Below are 17125 nucleotides of genomic sequence, written 5' to 3'. Positions count from 1 at the left end.
ACGCCCTCGTAGGCGAGAATCAGCGTTACGTGTCGAGATCCCCGTGGAGGACCGGTGTCCGGATTCGTCGAGCAGCCCGAGCCCGTGCAGGTACCGGGGCTGGTGCATCTGCACACGGGAAAGGTCCGCGAGCTGTACCGGAACGACGCCGGTGAGCTGGTCATGGTCGCCAGCGACCGGATCAGCGCGTACGACTGGGTGCTGCCGACCGAGATCCCGGACAAGGGACGGGTGTTGACCCGGCTTTCGCTGTGGTGGTTCGACCAGCTGGCCGATCTGGTGCCGAACCACGTGATCTCCACCGAGGTGCCCGAGGGGGCGCCCGCGGACTGGGCGGGCCGGGTCACGGTGTGCAAGCCGCTGCGGATGGTGCCGGTGGAGTGCGTGGCGCGCGGCTATCTGACCGGCTCGGGCCTGGCCGAGTACCGCAGCTCGCGCACGGTCTGCGGGCTCGCTCTGCCCGAGGGGCTGGAGGACGGTTCGCGGCTGCCGGCGCCGATCTTCACCCCGGCCAGCAAGGCCGAGGTCGGCGAGCACGACGAGAACGTCTCCTACGAGGAGGTCGTGCGCCGGGTCGGCGCCGAGACCGCCGCGCTGCTGCGGCAGACCACGCTGGCGGTCTACGGCAGGGCGCTGGAGATCGCGGGGGAGCGCGGACTGATCCTGGCCGACACCAAGTTCGAGTTCGGTTACGCCGAGGGTGCCTCGCACGAGGAGGAACTGATCGTGGGCGACGAGGTGTTGACCCCCGACTCCTCGCGGTTCTGGCCCGCGGAGTTCTGGGAGCCGGGCCGCCCGCAGCCCTCCTTCGACAAGCAGTACGTACGGGACTGGCTCATCGGGCCCGAGTCCGGCTGGGACCGCGCCGGCGAGCAGCCGCCGCCCGAGCTGCCGTCCAAGGTCGTCGAGCAGACGCGGGAGAAGTACGTCGAGGCGTACGAGCGGCTCACCGGCACCTCCTGGTGAGGCAGCACCGCTGAAGGCCCGTCCCCGTACCCATTCCCGCCTCCGCCTCCGCCTTCGGCAGGCGGGCGCGGGCGGGTCAGGCGGGAGCGGGCCGGACGGGAAGGCCGTCGAGCAGCGTCAGACAGTGCGCGTGGTACTCGCCGAGTACGCGTCGGGCGCGGTCGAGGTCGCGGTCGTGCACCGCGTCGAAGAGGTCCAGGTGCCCGGCCCACAGCAGCCCGCGCAGATCGGGCTGGGCCCGGAGCCTGGGGACGGCGTACACCCAGCTGTGGATACGCACTCGCTCCAGTACGTCGGCGACGTACGGATTGCCGATGATCTCGCCGAGCTCGCGCCAGAAGCGCAGGTCGTAGCCGATCAGCACGTCCAGCTCGCCGGCGAGCGCCGCCCGGCGGGACGCCTCGGCCCGGCGGCGTATCGCCTCGGTGCAGCGGAAGTCGCGCATCGTGCGGGAGCGCGCGAGCTGGGAGAAGACGCCCTCGACGATGATCGCCCTGGCCCGCACCATCCGGTCGTAGTCGGCGTCGCTGAAGCGGTGCACCCGGAAACCGCGGTGCTGGTCCGCGTCGAGCAGGCCCTGAGCGGTGAGGTCCAGGAGCGCCTCGCGCACGGGCGTGGCCGAGACCCCGTACTGCTGGGCGATCTCCTTGACCGTGAAGCCGGTCCCCGCGGACAGCCGTCCGGCCAACACCTCTTCGCGCAACGCGTCCGCGACCTGCTGTCGCAGTGTGCTGCGGGTGATGGTGCCGGTCATCGGCGGTGCTCCTTCGTACGGTCCCGGGTCACCCTAGGCCAGGAAGCACGCGCCGAACCCGGCTGTGCGGGAAAGCTCACGTACCGCACACACAAGCACCGCGAACACGGACACCGCGTCGCCCGCCGGGCCGCCCCTCCGTCCTGCCCCCGAACACGCCTCGTCGCCCCCACCTGCGAGGCGGGGGGCGACGAGAGGGCCGCGAAAAGACTCGTGCCCGGTGCGGGCCGGCACCGTCGGGCGGTGCGCTGCCGCGCACGGCGCGGGCCGTGGCGGGGCCGCCGCACAAGCGGCGGGCACGGGTCGGTCGTCAGCGGGTTCGTGGTGGGTGAACCGCTCCTTCACCCCTGTCGGCTATGCACGGGGCGGGCGCCCCCGAGGCCGTCGTCGGCCCCGGGGACACCCGGCCGACCGGGAGCGGGCCGGCCGCTGCGGGCCCGCTCCGGTCAGCTCTTGAGGCTGGCGAAGGCGACGATATTCGAGTCATAACCGTCCTTCTCGGTGAAGCCGCCGCCACAGGTGATCAGGCGCAGCTGGGGTGTCCGGGTGGGCCCGTAGACCCGCCCGTTGGGGTAGTTGTCCTTCTGGTACTGCTCGACCGAGTCGACGGTGAAGACCACCGTGCTGCGGTCCTCGCGCTCGATCCGGATCTCCGCTCCCGGCTTGAGCGAGCCGATGCCGGCGAAGGCCGCGGGCCCCTCGTGGGTGTCGAGGTGGCCGACGAGGATCGCCGGTCCCTGCTCCCCCGGGGAGGGGCCGCCCTGGAACCAGGCGACCTTGTGGGCGTCCTCCTCCTCGGGGGTGGGAGGCGTACCGTCCTTCTCCGCGTCGGCGCCGAACACCTCCAGATCGGCGCCGAGTTGGGGAATGCGCACCCGGCTCGGCTCCGACCTGGGCTGTGCCTGGGGGTCGGGAGACGGGGGTCGGGTGTCGACGGCCTCGGGCCGGGAGACGCCCGCGGCCACGGAGGTGCGTTCGCTGCTGCGTTCCGAGCGGGAGCCGGTGGCGTCCTGCGCCGGAACGGCTCCGCAGAGCGTTGCGGCGAGGACTGCGGTGGCGACCACGGCCGCGCACTCCAGCCGGCGCCCGCGGAGCGCGATCCGTTGCTGTCGGGTCGTCATGGGATATCCGGGGGCGGATCAGGACTGGTCCGCGTTGGCCCGACGACGCGAGATCATCAGGTAGCCGGCGGCACCGGCGAGGGCCAGACCACCGGTGGCCGCGGCGGCCGTGGTGGCGGTGGACATCCCGCCCTGCTCACCGGAGGCGAGCCCGCCGAGGCCGGCGTGCGCACCGCCGCCGACACCGTTGTAGGTGAAGGTGCCGGTGAGCGGCTTGTGGTCCTTGCAGTAGCCGGTGACCTGGTAGGTCTTGCCGTTGGTCAGGCCCTCGTGCATGACCTTGGCCGAGGCGAAGGGCTTCTTGTGGTGGCCCTTCTTGTCGTGGCCGGCGTCGTGGCCGCCGCCCAGCGGGTGGTGCTGGCCGGTGTGCGCCTGGCTGGTCTCGAACGCGTCCGAGGCGACGGTGCCGTGGCCGCCGTCCTTGCAGTTGGCGGTCACCTCGACCGTGGTGCCCGGGCCGGCGTGCGAGGGGCTGACGGTCAGGCCGTGCTGGCCGCCGGTCTCTCCGCCGGCGAAGGCGGGGCCGGCGACGGCGAAGGTGAGAGCGGAAGCGGCGGCAGCGGTGGCGAGAGCACGCATCTTCATGGGAAGAAATCCTCCGGGGGGCGTCGGCACGCGTGCGGAAGCGGTTCTTCCGCGCTTCTTCGCGCCGTCGAGACTCATGCGACCAGCGCGCCGGGCGGGCCGCATCCGCTGTACCTCCCGCCGGGTGCCGCGTTCGGCCAACCGGGGCGCGCGGCGAGGGGCCCTGAGAGACCGTCAAGGCCCGCCGCCGGAGGGCGACGGGCCTTGCGGGCAAAGGGTTGACGAGCCATCAACCGCCGCTACTTCGACTCCAGATCCCGTCGGCGGAAGCCGAGCACCCCGAATGCCAGCAGCACGAGCGCACACACCGTCAGAAGCACGAGCGGCAGCCACTCCACGGGCTCCGCGGGTGCCTGGGAGACATGGCCGAACGGTGACAGGTTGTTCATCCACTCCGGAAAGCCGAGCACCTGGCCGAGGTAGCCGACGACGAAGGAGTAGACCGGCAGCACCCACGCCGCCGCGCTCCAGCGGGGCGCCAGGCCGAACAGCGCCGCCGCCGCGCCCGCGGTGACCCACAGCGCGGGGCTGTGGAGCAGCGCGGCTCCGACCAGCTTCGGCACAAGTGACGGGTCGTCGGCGGTCACCGAGCCCAGCAGTCCGAAGCCCAGACCGGCGAGCAGCAGCAGGAACGGGCCGCCGAGCAGAGCCACCGTCAGATGGCCGCCGAGCCAGCGGTGCCGGGACAGCCCGGTCGCCAGCAGCGGCTCCGCGCGCCCCGACACCTCCTCGCTGCGCGCCCGCAGCACCGCCAGCACGACGTACGCCGAGCCGACGGTCGCGATCATCGTCATCAGCATGGCGGCGAAGGCCTCGGTCAGGTCCCCCATCGCCTCGGCCGACCGGCGCATCGAGTCGACCGAGTCCAGGACCTCCTCGACGTCGCCGAGGATGGCGCCGTACGCCGCGCCGAGCAGCAGGAGACCGACCGCGAAGCCGGTCAACATGCCGCGGTGCAGGCGCAGTTCGAGTCCGAGCGGACGCAGGAGCGCGGGGCTCGCGGTGCGGCTGCCGAGCCGCGCGGCGCGCAGGCCGGCGCCGACGTCGCGGCGGGTGCTGAGCAGGTACGCGGGTGCGATCAGCGCGAGGGACAGCAGCACGCAGAGCGCCAGCGGCCACCAGCGGTCGTCCACATACACATGGGTGCGCTGTGCCCAGCCGATCGGCGAGAGCCAGGACAGTGTGCCGCCACCGGTGTCACCGCCGGTGTCGCCCGCCGCACGCAGCACGTACGCCAGGCCGAGCACCGCGAGCGCCGAGCCGCTGGCCGCGCGGGAGTGCGCGCTCAACTGGACCGTCACGGCGGCGACCGCGGCGAAGACGACGCCCACCGCGGCGTGCGCCAGTCCGTACAGCAGTGAGCCCTGCACGCTCACGCCCTGGTGGCCGGAGGCGGCCAGGCCGGCGGCGAGCAGCGCGGCGAGCGCCAGGTTCGCCAGCACGGCCAGGAGGAGCGCCGCGCTCAGATACGCGTGGCGTCCGACCGCGGTGGCGCGCACGAGCTCGGCGCGGCCGGTCTCCTCCTCGGTCCTGGTGTGCCGCACCACCAGGAAGACGCTCATCATCGCCACCAACACGACCGTGAAACCGAGGAGTTGGTGGCCGATCATCGAGCCGTGGCTGTAGTCGTCGAGGTAGCGGCTCGGCCCGGAGAGCGCGAGGCCGGCGGGCGAGTCGGACGCCTCGGCGAAAGCCTCGCGGTCCTCGGCGGTGGGGTTCAGGTCGGCGACGCCGGCGAGCGACATCAGGGTGCCGGCGAGCAGCGAGAACAGCCACACGGTCAGCCTCAGCCGGTCCCGGCGCAGCCCGAACCGCAGCAGCGCGACCGTACCGGCGAGGGTGCGGGCGGGCGGCGCGGAGGTGCGGGCGCCGCGGCGGTCCGGGCCGCCGCTGCCGTGGTGGTCGCCGCCGCCGCGGTTGTCGCTGTGGTCGCGGTGGCGGGTGGGGGTGCTCATCGTGCCGTCCCGGGGGTGCCGGGGCCGGCCGCGGCCAGCTCGTCGCCGTAGTGCCGCAGCATCAACTCCTCGAGCGTGGGCGGGTGGCTGGTCAGGGACCGGATGCCCGCGCTGCTCAACTCCCGCATGACGCTGCTCAGTTGGACGCCGTCGACCGCGAGGCGCAGCCGAAGGCCCTCGGCGTCGTCGGCCACCAGGTCGTGCACGCCCGGGAGTTCGGCCAGCCCGCGCACCGGACGCTCGGTCTCGACCTCCACCGCCGTGCGCGTCAGATGGCGCAGTTCGGCGAGGGAGCCGGACTGGACGATTCGGCCGAGCCGGATGATGCTCACCCGGTCGCAGAGCTTCTCCACCTGCGCCAGGATGTGGCTGGAGAGCAGCACCGTCTTGCCGTCGGCCTTCGCCTGCGAGATGACGTCCTGGAAGACCACCTCCATCAACGGGTCGAGCCCCGCGGTCGGTTCGTCGAGCAGCAGCAGCTCCGCGTCGGAGGCGAGCGCGGCGACGATGGCGACCTTCTGGCGGTTGCCCTTGGAGTAACTGCGGCCCTTCTTGGCCGGATCGAGGTCGAAGCGCTCGATCAGCTCGTCCCGCCGCCGCTCGTCGATGCCGCCGCGCAGCCGGGCGAGGAGGTCGATGGCCTCGCCGCCGGTGAGGTTCGGCCACAGCTCGACGTCGCCGGGCACGTACGCCAGCCGCCGGTGGAGCGCGACGGCGTCGCGCCAGGGGTCGAGCCCGAGCAGCTGCGCGGCACCGCTGTCCGGCCGCAGCAGCCCGAGCAGGATCCGGATGGTGGTGGACTTCCCGGCGCCGTTCGGCCCGAGGAAGCCGTGCACCTCCCCCTTGGCCACCCGGAGGTCGAGGCCGTCGAGTGCGCGGGTCGACCCGAAGGTCTTCACCACACCGGACACGGAAAGCGCGGTGCTTGGATCGGTCATGAGCTTGAAATTACATTAGTTTCATAAATTTGTGAATGCTCAGAATCTTCCGTCGGCCCGGTGCGGAGAACCTGCGAGGATGAGCCACGTGGCAGCGAAGAAGGAACGTGCACAGCACGAACGCACGAAGAGCCGGCAGCAGGAAGCCGAGGCCGCCCCGTCGGACCGGAAGCCCGGCGGGGCGGGCACCGGCACCACGACCACCGCGTGCCCGGCCGCGGAAACCACCCGTGACGGCGGCAGCGGCGACCTCCCCGAGAGCTCCGGGGACGCGTCACCCGGCTACGACACGGCGGCCTCGCGCTTCGTCGAGCGCTTCGCCGCCGAGCTGACCGAGGCCGGGATGCAGCGCATGGCCGCCCGGGTCTTCGCCTGCCTCCTGGTCAGCGAGTCGGGCGCCCTCAGCTCCGCCGAACTGGGCGAGCGGCTGCGCGTCAGCCCGGCCGCCGTCTCGGGCGCGGTGCGCATGCTCGCCGGAGTGCACATCGTCAGCCGCGAGCGCGAGCCGGGGTCCCGCCGCGAGCTGTACCGGCTGCACTCCGACATCTGGTACCAGACCATCAGCGAGCGCGACGCCTTCGTCATGCGCTGGATCGGCACCTTCCAGGAGGGCGCGCAGGCGCTCGGGCCCCAGACCCCGGCCGGCCGGCGCCTGTTGGAGTCGGTGGAGTTCTTCCGCTTCCTGGAGCAGGAGCTCAGGAACATCATGGAGCGCTGGCAGGCCCACCGCGAAGCACTCCGCCACCCCGACTCGGGCGCGGGCTCCGACTCCGGTTCCGGCGACTCCGGTTCCGGCCCCTCCGACTCCGGCGCCCGTTCCGACTCCGATGCCGGCGCCGGTGGTTGACACCCGCCGCGCGGGCGAGGGCGGGCGCTAGACCGGGACGGTCAGCCGAAGCACGGCCGGGGCCACGCGCCAGGTACGGGTGTCGCCGTCCGGCCCGGAGACGGTGACGGTGCGTGCCGCCACCCGCACCTCCGACGGCGGCGCATTGCGCGCACCGAGCGCCGAGGCGGCGGGCTGCCGCACGACGACTTCGGCCAGTCCCTCGCGCACCCGGTCGGCGAGCACGGAGACGGACAGCTCGACGACCGGACGGGCCGGATCGGCCAGCAGCACGCCGTCGGCCTCCACTCGCAACCGCGGCAACATACCGTCGTCGCCGCCGAGATGGCGCAGCACGGCGGGCCGCACCAGCGCGGCGCGGCGGCTGAGCTGACCGAGCACGCCGGAGGCGGCGCGCTCCTCCCGCACCGGCTCGCGCTGGGCGGGAACGGCGGGGATGCGCAGCGCGCCCGCCAGCACCGCGTCCCGGTCGTCGACCAGCAGGCCGAGCGGTCGCTCGCCCCCGCCGAGCACCGCCCGCGCGGCGCTGACCACGTTCAGCGGGAGACCGAGGCCGCGCGCGAGCTCCAGCGCCTCGGGCGGGCCGACGGGTACGCAGGCGAGCAGCATGGCGTTCCGGCCGCCGCCCTCGCCGTCGCGGCCGTCCGGCCCCGGCAGGTCGTCCAGGGCGCTGTCGCCCTCGGTGGCGCCCTCGTCGTACGGGTCGTCGTACGCGTCGTCGTACGTCTCGCCGTACGTCTCGCCGTACGTGTCGTCGGCCTCGTCGCCGTGGCGGTGGCCGAACTCGCCGCCGTCCTCGCGGTGTCCGTGCCCGTGGCCGGACCGTTCGGCTCCGAACCGGTCGGCTCCGGACCGTACGGGCCGGTCGGCGTCGGCGCGCACGGGCCGGTCTGAGCTCACGGGCCGGTCGGGCCGGTCGGGGGCCGGGCGGTCGCTCGCGTCTCCGGGCGGTGGCCGGTCCGGATGGTGGGCGACGCCGAGATCTGCGTCACTACGGGGGCCGGCGTCGCCGCAGCTGCCGCGGGCGGCCGGGTCGAGCACACGATCGGCGCCCGTACGGTCGTCGGTCGGCTCGCGGTACGGGGCGCCCGCGCAGTCGGTCGCCACGACGGGCGCCGCGTCGGCTGCGGCGGACGTGGCGTCCGGGGCCGGTGCGATGCCGCGCTGCTCCTGGTGCAACTGCCGCACGGCGAGGCCCAGCGCGCGGTCGTCGCCGACGACGACGGGCTGCCGGTGGCCGCGTCTGGCCAGAGCGCGGACCAGCGCCTCGGGCCCGTCGGGCAGGCACACCTTCGCCCCGGGCGATCCCGCGCACAGCACATCACGGGCGATCCGTACGGCTTCCGCGTCGTAGCGGTGGGCTGCGGGGTCGATGACAACCAGCAGGTCTGGGGCCGACACCTTTGTCCTTCCTCAGGTAGCCTCTCGGTGCAAGAGCCCCTGTCGCGATTGCGCAGGGGCTTCATCTATCCGGGGCACCAGTTCACGGCTCTCCAGGTGGCGGTCACCGAAACCCGCCGCTTTCGTTCGTTGGACATGCCCCGCAGGGAAGGGGTGTACGCCTGTGCCCGCACTTGTGCTGCTCGGTGCTCAGTGGGGTGACGAAGGCAAGGGGAAGGCGACCGATCTGCTCGGCGGGTCCGTCGACTACGTCGTGCGCTTCCAGGGCGGCAACAACGCGGGGCACACCGTCGTTGTCGGCGACCAGAAGTACGCCCTGCACCTGCTGCCCTCCGGCATCCTCTCGCCGACCTGCACCCCGGTCATCGGCAACGGAGTCGTCGTCGACCCCGCCGTGCTGCTCTCCGAGCTGAGCGGCCTCAACGAGCGCGGCGTCGACACCTCCAAGCTGCTGCTGAGCGGCAACGCCCACCTGATCACGCCGTACCACACCGAGGTCGACAAGGTCACCGAGCGCTTCCTGGGGAAGCGGAAGATCGGCACCACCGGCCGGGGCATCGGACCGACGTACGCGGACAAGATCAACCGTGTCGGCATCCGTGTCCAGGACCTCTTCGACGAATCGATCCTTCTGCAGAAGGTCGAGGCCGCGCTGGACGTCAAGAACCAGCTGCTCGCCAAGCTCTACAACCGCCGGGCGATCAAGCCCGAGCAGGTCGTCGAGGAGCTGCTCGGTTACGCGGACCGGCTCAGCGGCTACGTCTGCGACACCACGCTCGTCCTCAACAACGCCATCGACGAGGGCCGGGTCGTCCTCTTCGAGGGCGGCCAGGGCACGCTGCTGGACGTCGACCACGGCACGTACCCCTTCGTCACCTCCTCCAACCCGACCGCGGGCGGCGCCTGCACCGGTGCGGGAGTGGGACCGACGAAGATCAACCGGGTCATCGGCATCCTGAAGGCGTACACCACGCGCGTCGGCGCCGGACCGTTCCCCACCGAGCTGTTCGACGCGGACGGCGAGGCGCTGCGGACGATCGGCGGCGAGAAGGGCGTCACCACCGGGCGCGACCGCCGCTGCGGCTGGTTCGACGCGGTGATCGCGCGCTACGCGACCCGGGTCAACGGACTGACCGACTTCTTCCTCACCAAGCTCGACGTGCTCACCGGCTGGGAGCAGATCCCGGTCTGCGTCGCGTACGAGATCGACGGTCGGCGGGTGACCGAACTGCCGTACAGCCAGACCGACTTCCACCACGCCAAGCCGGTCTACGAGTACCTGCCGGGCTGGTCGGAGGACATCACCAAGGCGAAGACCTTCGCCGAGCTGCCGAAGAACGCGCAGGGCTACGTGAAGGCGCTGGAGGAGATGTCCGGCGCGCCGATCTCTGCGATCGGCGTGGGCCCCGGCCGGGACGAGACGATCCAGATCAACTCCTTCCTGGACTGACCCGCCGCCGTCCCGTCCCGCCGCCGCCGCGCGAGTGGCACGCGACCGCATCCGGAGGGCCGCTCCCCGTACGCCGCGGGAAGCGGCCCTCCGTCGTGGGAAGGGCCGCCATCGTGGGACGGGCCGCCATCGTGGGACGGGCCGCCGTCGTGTACGGGCCGCCGGTTGCGCGAAGGGCCGAGGACGGGCCGGCCCCGCGCCCGGGGCGGTCGGCCCGGCGGCGCGGCGTCAGCCCGGCGGCGCGACCAGGCCGGTCTCGTACGCGTACACCGCCGCCTGGGTGCGGTCGCGCAGCCGGAGCTTGTCGAGGATGCGGCTCATATGGGTCTTGACCGTCGACTCGGCGAGGAACAGGTGCTCGGCGATCTCGCAGTTCGACAGGCCCTGGGCGACCAGTGCGAGCACCTCGGTCTCCCGCTCGGTCAGCTCCGCGAGACGTGCCCGCAGCGGGCCGCGCGGACCCGCCGGCCCGCTCGGCAGGTCCGAGAGCCGGGAGAACTCGGCGATCAGCCGCCTCGTCACGGTGGGCGCGAGCAGCGCCTCTCCGGAGGCCACCACCCGTACGCCGTCGGCGAGTTGGCGGGCGCTGGAGTCCTTGAGGAGGAAGCCGGAGGCGCCCGCCCGCAGCGCCTGGTAGACGTACTCGTCCAGGTCGTAGGTGGTCAGGATCAGCACCCTCGCGGCGGCGCCGGAAGCGGCCAGCTCGGAGGTGGCCTCCAGCCCGTTGAGTTCGGGCATCCGGATGTCCATCAGGACGACGTCCGGGGCGAGTTCGGCGACTTTGCGCACGGCTTCGCGCCCGTTGACCGCCTCGCCCACCACCTCCATGTCGGGCTGTGCGCCCAGCAGTACGGAGAAGCCCTCCCGCACCAGCATCTGGTCGTCCGCGATGAGCACCCGGATCGGACGCCCGTGGACGGGGGTCGCCCCGCTGTCGCCGCTCATGCGCGTGCCTCCGAACCGGTCGCGGTGCTGTCGCCGGCGGCTCGTTCGACGGATTCGCCGCCCCCGGCCCGCGATTCGGCCGGCAGATACGCCTCGACGTCCCAGCCGCCGTCCTCCCGGGCGCCGGCGGTGAGTTCGCCGCCGAGCAGCGCGGCGCGCTCCTTCATCCCGCGGATGCCCTGGCCCGCGCCGCGCGAGGGTTCGGTGACCGGTCCGGTCGGTGGTCCGCTCGCGACCCGGATGCCCAACCCGCCCAGCACATGGGCGAGTTCGACGCGCACGGCGGCGCCGGGCGCGTACCGCAGCGCGTTGCTGAGCGACTCCTGGACGATCCGGTAGGCGGAGAGCTCGACGCCGGGCGGCAGCGGTCGTGCCGAGCCGGTGATCACCAGCTCCGCGTCCCGCCCGGAGGCCCGTACGTTGGCGACCAGTGCGTCGAGGTCGGCGAGGGTGGGCTGCGGGGCCTCCGGCACGGCCGGCTGGTCGGACCGTACGACCCCGAGGACGCGACGGAGTTCGGCGAGCGCGGTGACGGCGTTCTCCCGGATGGTGGCCAGCGCCTTCACCAGCTCCTCGGGCGGGTCCTGCACCCGGTAGGGCGCGGCCTCGGCCTGGATCGCGACGACCGACATGTGGTGGGCGACGACGTCGTGCAACTCCCGTGCGATCACGGCGCGTTCCTCCAGCCGGGTGCGGAGCGAACGCTCCTCGCGCACCTCCGCCGACTGCTCCGCGATCCGCAGCTGGGACCCGCGCCAGGCCCGTACGAAGAGCAGCACCAGCAGCGCGGCGCCGTACAGGAACGCCATCTCACCGGGCTCGGAGGTCATGTCCGGGCCGGACCGCACGAAGTTGATGCTCACCAGCCCCGCGACCGCCGAGGTCAGCATCCACAGCAGCACGACCGTCCGCTTGTGCGCCCGCCACGCCACGCAGAGCAGCACGGTCAGATGGGCCGCGAGCACCGGGCTGTTGTGCGGGAAGTCCGCACCCAGCTGCGGGTGGACCGTGGGCGCCAGCACCAGCCCGGCGAGCGACAGCCAGTACGCGCCGACCGGCCGCAGCGCCAGCATCGCCACCGGCAGCGCGACCAGCAGCGCCGACAGGATGGTGTCCGCCTCCAGGGGGCGCGGGCCGAGGTACCAGACCAGCACCAGAAGTGCGGCGAGCAGCACCAGGCCCTGGCGCCAGTGTGCGGCGACGGTGCGCAGCGGTGCCGGAACGTGCCGCAGCCAGAGGGCGTCCTCGGACGCGGTGCGCAGCGGTCGCACGGTGAAGGCGCCGCGCGTCATGTCCTCGCGGAACGTCCGCCACGCGTCCCGCACCGCACGCCGCCCGGCTCGGGGTCCGAACCTGCGGCCTCCTGAGGGCTTGGCCCTGATCGTGTCGTCCATACGCCGAACAGTACGAAGCAGCCGGGGCGGCGCGCGTCCCTCCCGGGTGCCACGCTGCCGCCTCCGCCTCCAGTAGGACGCCGCCGGGCACGGGAGGCTCGGCCGGCCGCACGCGCTCCGTCGCCGCCGGGCGCGCCCTCGTGCCGCGTCCCGCACACCTCCCGTCCCCGCACACGGGCGCCCAACAGGTGGTGGCTGCACGGGAGTTGGCCGAGAGTTCACGGAACGGCGGCCAGGTTCTGCGCGCAATGTCTATACCAATGGAATGGCTTGCGCTAGCTTCTGGCCCGGAGCACACCCCCACCCCCACACTCCGGAGGCTCGCATGTCCCACCTGCGCACCCGTTCCCTCGACCGCCGCGGCTTTCTGCGCGGGGCCGCCGCCGGAGCGCTGGGCATCGGGCTCGGCGCCGCCGGCATCGCCGCGGCGGGTGCGGCGCCCGCACCGCGCACCGGACGCGCCGCGGACTCCGCCGCCTGGCGCTCCAGCGGTTGGATGGGCGAGCTCTCCGCGGACCTCTCCCTGGACGACATCACCATGCCGGGCGCGCACAACGCCTGCGCGCTGGTGGGCGGGCCGTTCGACACCGCCAAGTGCCAGGACCTGGCGCTGCCCGAGCTGTTGAACGCCGGAGTGCGCTACCTGGACGTGCGCTGCCGCCCGGTCGACGGCGCGTTCGCGATCCACCACGGGGTGATCTACCAGCGCAAGAACTTCCAGGACGTGCTCAACGAGTGCCGCGACTTCCTGTCCGCCAACACCGGCGAGACGCTGGTGCTCGCCGTGCAGAAGGAGCACTCGGACGCCTCCGACGGGGAGTTCGCCGCCATCTTCAACGATCTGTACATGTCGGAGCTGGGCTTCGACGGGCTGCTGCACCGCGAGTCCGACTCACTGCCCACGCTCGGTGAGGCGCGCGGACGCATCGTGCTGGTCACCACCCAGCCGGACATCGGCGGGCTGCGCTTCCCGAGCTCCGACTCCCTCTTCGTCCAGAACGAGTGGGAGCTGCCGACCGAGGAGAAATGGCAGGCCGTCGAGCGGCATCTGGACGCCTCCGCGGCCGAGGCCGGCGACACCGACCGGCTCGCGGTCAACTACGTCAGCACCACCGGCGGCGAGCTGCTCCCCTCCCCGCGCGGCTACGCCGAAGCGCTCAACCCCCGTCTGGAGGAGCGGCTCAACGCCGAGTACGACCGCGGCGACCGACCGGTGTACGGCGCCGTCCTCCTCGACTTCGCCGGTACCGTCTCCGCCGACCTGCCGCGGGCCCTCTTCCGCCTCAACGAGGGCTCCTGACACCTCCTCCCGCATGGGCGGCGGCACCGGCGACGGCGCGTAACTTGGGCCCCATGAGTACATCGGCAGAACTCCCCTTCGGCCGCTTCGACGAGGCGTGGACCGCGGTCGAACGCCCCGAGTTGCTCGCCCCGCCCGTGGCCGCCGCCCTCCGGGCCTGGGCGGACGCGGAGCCCGGGGCGCCGGTGCGGTCCGTCCGGCTCGTCGACACCGATCCGGAACGGGCCGACACGGCCGCCTTCTGCGCGGCGTACGACGTACCGGCCGAGGTCTCGGCGAACTGCGTGGTGGTCGCGGCCAAGCGCGGCGGACGCACCGCCCTCGCCGCCGGTGTCGTCCTCGCCACCACCAGGCTGGACGTCAACCGTGCAGTGCGCCGCCACCTCGGCGCGCGGAAGGCGTCCTTCGCACCCGTGGAACTGGCCGTCGCCGAGACCGGGATGGAGTACGGCGGGATCACCCCGATCGGGCTGCCGGACGGCTGGCCGCTGCTGATCGACGAGGCGGTGGCGGACACCCCGTACGTGCTGGTCGGCAGCGGTCGGCGCCGCGGCAAGCTCATCCTGCCGGGCGCCGTACTCGCACAACTGCCCGGCGCCCAGGTCCTGTCCGACCTCGCCGTCCCGGCGCCGCCGGCCGACTGAGCCCGGCCGCCGCGGGACACCGCGCCCGCCCGGCCCCGCGACAGCCCCGCCTCGGCCCCGCGCGCCGGGCTCCGCGCGCCGGGCTCCGAACGTCGGCGCACCCGTGGTCAGGCGCCGGGATGGCCCGGCGTCCGAGCGGGGTCAGGCGTCGGGATGGCCGGGCGTCCGAGTGGGGTCGGCGTCGGGGGTGCCGCCGGTGGCCGCGGCGGGTGGTCGACGGGCCAGCACGACCGTCGCCGCGCGCTCCTCGCAGCGGCTCACCCACGGCAGCAGTCCGTGCCGCGCACAGGCCGCCACCGTCTGCTCGGCCTGGCGGTCGCTGGTCTCCACCAGCAGCAGACCGCCGGGGGCCAGCCAGTGCACGGCGTCCGCGACGACCCGACGCTGCACGTCCAGGCCGTCCGCGCCGCCGTCCAGCGCAGTGCGGGGTTCGTGGTCGCGCGCCTCGGACGGCAGCAGCCCGAGGTCGTCGGTGGGCACGTACGGCGCGTTGGCCGGGAGCAGTTCGACGCGCCCGCCGAGCGAGCGGGGCAGCGGGTCGTAGAGGTCGCCCTCGTACACCCGGCCGCCGAAGGGGGCGAGGTTGCGCCGGGCGCACCGCACGGCGGCCGGGTCGAGGTCGGCGGCGTGCAGCTCCACCCGGCCCAGCCGGGCGGCGAGCGCGGCGCCCAGCGCGCCGGTGCCGCAGCACAGATCGAGCACGACGGCGCCGGGCCGCCCGTGGGCCTCGGCCAGTTCGACCAGGAACTCGGTGCGGCGGCGCGGCACGAAGACCCCGGCCTCCACGGCGATCCGCAGCCCCGCGAACTCGGCTCGGCCCAGGACGTGTTCGAGCGGCAGCCCGGACGCCCTGCGGGCCGCCATCGCGTCCAGCTCCTCCGCGGTGCGCGCGGTGCCGTGCAGCAGCCGCGCCTCCTCCTCGGCGAAGACGCAACCCGCGGCCCTCAGCCGCTCGACGAGGGCCTGCGGCGGAGGAGGCGCGCCGGGGGCGAGTGGTTGCGGGCCGAGTGGTTGCGGGGAGTGCGGTGCGTCGGAGTGCGGTGCTCGGGGGTCGTGGAAGGTCAAGATCGGGCCTTTCGAGGAAGTTCGAAGGGCGCGGACCCGGTCGGTCGCAGATCGCCGTGCGGCGGAAGCGCCGCAGTCGGCGGGTCGGACGCGAGCGCAGCTGCGGCAACGGCCGCTGCCGGGCGGCGTACTACCGGTTCCGCGCGTCCCGCCGGCCGTGCCGGTCGCTTCCGTCGCCGAGGGAGGGCGCCCGGTGTGCCGCGCTGGTGCGGATCGGTCCCACCTCCTCGAACGCCCTGGCCACAGCGCCCGGTCCGGGGCGTTCCGGGTCCGGGCGAACGCTCAGTGTAACGGCCGCGCCACGCACCCGCCCGGCGTCCCGGCGTTGCTACCGTCTCGCCATGCAGCCAAGCACCGTGAACGGTCCCGACGCGCTGACGCTCCGCACCGCGCACACCTCCGAGGTCTCGGGCGACGAACTCGCCGCCGCACACGCCATGGTGGCCTCGACCTTCGACGAGGAGTTCTCCGCGCACGACTGGGAGCACGCGCTGGGCGGGATGCACGTCCTGGTCCACGACGGCGCCGAGACCGTCGGCCACGCGGCCGTGGTCCAGCGGCGGCTGCTGCACGGCGGCAGACCGCTGCGTACCGGCTACGTCGAGGGGGTCGGCGTGCACCGGCAGTACCAACGCCGCGGAATCGGCGGCATGTTGATGGCCGAGATCGAACGGATCATCACCGCCGCGTACGACCTCGGCGCGCTCGGCGCCACCGACGCCGGCGCGCCGCTCTACCGCGCCCGCGGTTGGCTGCCCTGGCAGGGCACCGCAGCCGCCTTCACCCCGGACGGCATCGTGCCCACCCCCGACGACGCGGAGTTCATCCACGTCTTCCCGGTGGAGGGCCAACCCCTGGACCGCACGGGCGAGTTGGTCTGCGACTGGCGCTCCGGCGACGTCTGGTGAGACCGCCCGGGCGGCCGCACGACGTCCACGGACGGGCGGTGCTCAGCCGACCGGCCGCGCCTGGTGGTCGGCGGCGATCGCGGAGATCCGCGCCGCCATCGCGGTGTCCTTCGCGGTGACGACGTCGCCCGCGTCGTGGGTGTTGAGCGCGAAGGAGATCGTGCCGTAGAGGATCGTCACGCGGGCGTGGTGGTCGGCGTCGTCCTCCGCCGCCGCCACGGCGACGTAGAGCTGCGGCAGCAGGGTGCGGTCCGCCTTGAACCCTGCCGTCAGGGCGTTGTCCTCGAAGGACCAACCGGGCAGCTCCGCAAGGGCGTTGGTGATCTCGACATCGGTGAGCGGGGTGGCGGCCACGGCGTACTCCTCGGTTTCGGCGGCTGGTCGCGGGAGGGGCGGTGCGCCCCGCCCCGCACTATGCCCGGCGGGTGCCCGGCGAACCGGCCACCGACACTCACCACTCGCGTATGGCGTCCCGTGTCTCATGTCCCGGCTCTCGTGCCCCGGGTCCCGGGTCCCGCATCGAGCTGTCCCGCTGCGGGGCGCGGCTCGGCGGGTCGCGGCGGGCGCCGGCTGCGGGAGGACACGTGGCGCGGGTACGGCACGCGGGCGCGGGTGCGCGGGTACGGCACGTGGCACGCGGGCGTGGGCTGCTCGGCATCGGCACGGCGCGGGCGCAGGGCGGCCGGGCTGGTCCGGACAGCAAGACGCCGCCGTCCCACGGGGGTTAGGACGGCGGCGACCGCTTGAGGTGTCTTGGCGTAACGGGGGAACGCCATACACCGCTGCCCATTCTCCCGACGCGATCGGGCCAAGTCACGGTTGTGGTCATTGTGTTCACGGTTTGCCGCCCGC

The 17125-nt window shown here is 73.5% G+C and carries 16 protein-coding genes; 6 read left to right on the top strand and 10 right to left on the bottom strand.

Going from position 1 to position 17125, the window contains the following annotated elements; all coding sequences use genetic code 11:
* The first annotated feature begins 54 nt into the window (after window positions 1-54).
* Window positions 55-966, top strand: coding sequence for a phosphoribosylaminoimidazolesuccinocarboxamide synthase (locus tag MTQ01_RS02745; RefSeq protein WP_247486673.1), 912 nt, complete (start codon window positions 55-57; stop codon window positions 964-966).
* A gap of 76 nt (window positions 967-1042) precedes the next feature.
* On the opposite strand, the gene MTQ01_RS02740 is transcribed toward MTQ01_RS02745, so the two are convergent.
* From MTQ01_RS02740 to MTQ01_RS02720, 5 genes are all read right to left on the bottom strand, one after another.
* A complete protein-coding gene (locus MTQ01_RS02740; protein ID WP_247486672.1) occupies window positions 1043-1720 on the bottom strand; it encodes a GntR family transcriptional regulator in 678 nt (225 codons plus the stop codon).
* Between the two features lie 446 nt (window positions 1721-2166).
* The gene (locus MTQ01_RS02735; protein ID WP_247486671.1) at window positions 2167-2841 is read right to left on the bottom strand and encodes a class F sortase; all 675 of its coding nucleotides are present in this window, start codon (window positions 2839-2841) and stop codon (window positions 2167-2169) included.
* Window positions 2842-2859: 18 nt separating this feature from the next.
* Complete coding sequence (locus tag MTQ01_RS02730; protein ID WP_247486670.1) at window positions 2860-3426, bottom strand: hypothetical protein; 567 nt, start codon at window positions 3424-3426, stop codon at window positions 2860-2862.
* 239 nt (window positions 3427-3665) lie between these two features.
* Complete coding sequence (locus MTQ01_RS02725; protein WP_247486669.1) at window positions 3666-5381, bottom strand: ABC transporter permease; 1716 nt, start codon at window positions 5379-5381, stop codon at window positions 3666-3668.
* Window positions 5378-6319, bottom strand: a complete 942-nt coding sequence (locus tag MTQ01_RS02720) for an ABC transporter ATP-binding protein (protein ID WP_247486668.1) — start codon at window positions 6317-6319, stop codon at window positions 5378-5380. The genes MTQ01_RS02725 and MTQ01_RS02720 overlap by 4 nt, the downstream gene beginning before the upstream one ends.
* A 79-nt stretch (window positions 6320-6398) precedes the next feature.
* On the opposite strand from MTQ01_RS02720, the gene MTQ01_RS02715 reads away from it, so the two are divergent.
* Complete coding sequence (locus tag MTQ01_RS02715) at window positions 6399-7166, top strand: GbsR/MarR family transcriptional regulator (protein ID WP_374207576.1); 768 nt, start codon at window positions 6399-6401, stop codon at window positions 7164-7166.
* Between the two features lie 27 nt (window positions 7167-7193).
* On the opposite strand, the gene MTQ01_RS02710 is transcribed toward MTQ01_RS02715, so the two are convergent.
* A complete protein-coding gene (locus MTQ01_RS02710) occupies window positions 7194-8567 on the bottom strand; it encodes a hypothetical protein (RefSeq protein ID WP_374207575.1) in 1374 nt (457 codons plus the stop codon).
* Between the two features lie 163 nt (window positions 8568-8730).
* Between MTQ01_RS02710 and MTQ01_RS02700 the strand changes: the two genes are divergently transcribed.
* A complete protein-coding gene (locus MTQ01_RS02700) occupies window positions 8731-10017 on the top strand; it encodes an adenylosuccinate synthase (RefSeq protein WP_247486667.1) in 1287 nt (428 codons plus the stop codon).
* 228 nt (window positions 10018-10245) lie between these two features.
* Here MTQ01_RS02700 and MTQ01_RS02695 read toward each other — a convergent pair whose 3' ends face one another.
* Window positions 10246-10962 carry a response regulator transcription factor gene (locus MTQ01_RS02695; protein ID WP_247486666.1) on the bottom strand — a complete coding sequence of 239 codons (717 nt, stop codon included), beginning with the start codon at window positions 10960-10962 and terminating at the stop codon, window positions 10246-10248.
* Window positions 10959-12356, bottom strand: coding sequence for a sensor histidine kinase (locus tag MTQ01_RS02690; RefSeq protein WP_247486665.1), 1398 nt, complete (start codon window positions 12354-12356; stop codon window positions 10959-10961). Before MTQ01_RS02690 ends, MTQ01_RS02695 begins: the two co-directional genes overlap by 4 nt.
* Window positions 12357-12681: 325 nt before the next feature.
* Here MTQ01_RS02690 and MTQ01_RS02685 point away from each other — a divergent pair, with 325 nt between their 5' ends.
* Window positions 12682-13656, top strand: a complete 975-nt coding sequence (locus MTQ01_RS02685) for a phosphatidylinositol-specific phospholipase C (RefSeq protein WP_247486664.1) — start codon at window positions 12682-12684, stop codon at window positions 13654-13656.
* 53 nt (window positions 13657-13709) lie between these two features.
* Window positions 13710-14300 carry a YbaK/EbsC family protein gene (locus tag MTQ01_RS02680; RefSeq protein ID WP_247486663.1) on the top strand — a complete coding sequence of 197 codons (591 nt, stop codon included), beginning with the start codon at window positions 13710-13712 and terminating at the stop codon, window positions 14298-14300.
* Between the two features lie 141 nt (window positions 14301-14441).
* Here MTQ01_RS02680 and MTQ01_RS02675 read toward each other — a convergent pair whose 3' ends face one another.
* A complete protein-coding gene (locus MTQ01_RS02675) occupies window positions 14442-15368 on the bottom strand; it encodes a putative protein N(5)-glutamine methyltransferase (protein WP_374207631.1) in 927 nt (308 codons plus the stop codon).
* Window positions 15369-15706: 338 nt separating this feature from the next.
* Between MTQ01_RS02675 and MTQ01_RS02670 the strand changes: the two genes are divergently transcribed.
* Window positions 15707-16273 carry a GNAT family N-acetyltransferase gene (locus MTQ01_RS02670; RefSeq protein ID WP_247486662.1) on the top strand — a complete coding sequence of 189 codons (567 nt, stop codon included), beginning with the start codon at window positions 15707-15709 and terminating at the stop codon, window positions 16271-16273.
* A 42-nt stretch (window positions 16274-16315) separates the two neighbouring features.
* On the opposite strand, the gene MTQ01_RS02665 is transcribed toward MTQ01_RS02670, so the two are convergent.
* Window positions 16316-16627: a 4a-hydroxytetrahydrobiopterin dehydratase gene (locus MTQ01_RS02665; protein ID WP_247486661.1), complete on the bottom strand. Its 312-nt coding sequence runs from the start codon at window positions 16625-16627 to the stop codon at window positions 16316-16318.
* Between the last annotated feature and the right edge of the window lie 498 nt (window positions 16628-17125).

Origin of the sequence: Streptomyces sp. XM4193 (assembly GCF_023072595.1) — a bacterium.
GTDB lineage: Bacteria > Actinomycetota > Actinomycetes > Streptomycetales > Streptomycetaceae > Streptomyces.
Note: the sequence above shows the minus strand (reverse complement) of the source record. Positions and strands in the feature narration are given on the sequence as shown.